This window comes from Falsiroseomonas sp. E2-1-a20 (genome assembly GCF_051433195.1).
GTDB lineage: Bacteria > Pseudomonadota > Alphaproteobacteria > Acetobacterales > Acetobacteraceae > Falsiroseomonas.
The window spans coordinates 1-1891 of sequence record NZ_JBHMFT010000134.1 but is presented as its reverse complement, the minus strand read 5'-3'; the positions used below and the strand labels follow the sequence as shown (position 1 = coordinate 1891).

Annotated in this window: 2 protein-coding genes; one reads left to right on the top strand and one right to left on the bottom strand. The window is 70.0% G+C overall.

Translation table 11 applies throughout. The features are described from left to right. Positions 1-1368 (bottom strand): DUF2254 domain-containing protein (locus ACFHPP_RS30910; protein ID WP_437167060.1); only part of this gene is annotated, 1368 nt, incomplete at its 3' end. A gap of 170 nt (positions 1369-1538) precedes the next feature. On the opposite strand from ACFHPP_RS30910, the gene ACFHPP_RS30905 reads away from it, so the two are divergent. Continuing rightward, on the top strand, positions 1539-1891 hold a 353-nt coding region (locus ACFHPP_RS30905; protein WP_437167059.1), incomplete at its 3' end, for a hypothetical protein.

The window sequence follows — 1891 nt, the reverse complement described above, 5'->3', positions numbered from 1 at the left end:
CGCGGGGGAACCCGGGCGTGCGGATTCCTTGCCCCGCCCTGCAGCTTCTCCGTGGTCAAGCTTTCTCTCCGCCATCTTTAGGCTCTGCGCGATGTCCTCCCGGTCCCGTGGCTCGGCCGCCTCGCGATGGCCGGCGTCCGCAATCATGCGTGCGTGGCGCACCAGTGCGTCGCATTGCTCCTCTGTCCGGGCGTGCTCGGCGATGCGGGCGATCGCCTCGATGAGGTGGATGACCACCGCCGGGTGACCCGCCCCGGCTTGGCGCATCTGGTTGAAGGCGGCGTCCAGGACGCCGCCGAAGGTCGTCGTCTGGCGTACCACGCGCAACCGACCCGTCGCGTCGTGCAAGCTCCGGCTCGGCAGTTGCCGTCCTGACAGCCGTGCCAGGCAGCCGCGCAGCCGGTCCACCACGGCGATCGCGGTCGCGGGGTCGTTGATGCCGGGCGAGAGGGCCCGCACTGCCACCTCAACAAGGTGACGCACGGCGAACTCAAGGTCCTGCGTCGGCGTCCGCTCGCGCCCAACCAAGGCGGCTTCGCAGATGGCGTCGCGTTCCGCCGCCTCCGCCGCCCCAGGCGGCAGCGCCAGGATGCGGCGGTCACCGGCGACGACGAAATCGCCTGCGCGGAAATTGAGGCGGAGCACCGCATCGTGCCGCTCCGCCCAGGCTACCAGGGCATCATAATCGATCGAGCGCACATAGCCTTCCTTGCGCTGGGCGACCGCGACAGCCGATTGCCAGGTCTCCCCCCGCGAGGCCTCCTCCTCGCCGCCCCCGCGCCTGTGGTCTTCCTCCAGCGGCGGAAGGTGTTCGATGGCCTCGTCGAACTCGCGCCCGACGCGGGCAATGATCTCGTTGGCGACGGCGATCTTACTCATCTCCTGGATGAAGACGAGCAACGCCAGGACGCAAGCGAGTGCGAGCGCCGTGCCGAGGCTGATTGCCACGTGCGGCACGTCCTGAAACTCGGCGTCGCCGCGGACCACACGCAGGATGAGGACGAGATAGACGATAGACATGGCGAAGGTGCCGAGCGTGGCCTGGGTCGTCAGGTCGGAGCGGAAGACGCGGATCAGCCGCGGCCCGTATTGGCTGGCCGCGAGGGTCAGCACGACGACCGTTGCGGAGAAGGCCATGGCGGCCATCGAGATTACGCCGGTGAGCAGCGAGGAGAGCAGGTTGCGCGCATCCTCGCCACTGCCGGCGTTCATCCACCAGCCCCGCACCCTGTCCTCGCCGCCATGCCCGGCATCCACCGCCAGCATGGCCCAGGCAAGCCCGGCACCGGCCAGGACCATCAGGCCGGGAACGAGCCAGAGGCTCGTCCGCAGTGCATCCCAGATCACCTGGAGCCGGTTCTTGCCCATGCCGCGGCCTCGTCCTGTCGTCGTCCAGAAGGACCAACGCGGCGGCAGCCAGAGCGTGGCAGAGCGTGAACCGGTTGTCGGTGGCGGGCAGGCTCGCCCCGTCGAAGGCTGGGTCGCCGGAACCAGCTTGGCTCCCGCCTGTTGGGCACTGGACGACCGGAGGCACGCGGGTGGACAGGCGCGACGGTGACATCCTGGCCGACATGGCCCTCGGCGCCCTGGCCGGCGCGGCCGGCGTGTGGGTCATGGACCGGGTGGACTGGTTTAACTACCGCCGCGAGGAGCCGGAGACGCGGCGGAGAACCCAGCGGGTCCGGCCCGGCGGGGAGGATCCGGCGCATGTTATCGCAACGACCCTGGAGAGGATGGCCGGAGCCGGCCTCTCGCCCGTGCAGCATCACGCGGCGGGCATGGCGATCCACTATGCGATCGGCATCGGACCCGGCGCGATCTACGGCACGATGAAGGGGCGCGTGCCCGGGGTGGGCGCCGACCGCGGCCTTCTCTACGGCCTTGCCCTGTT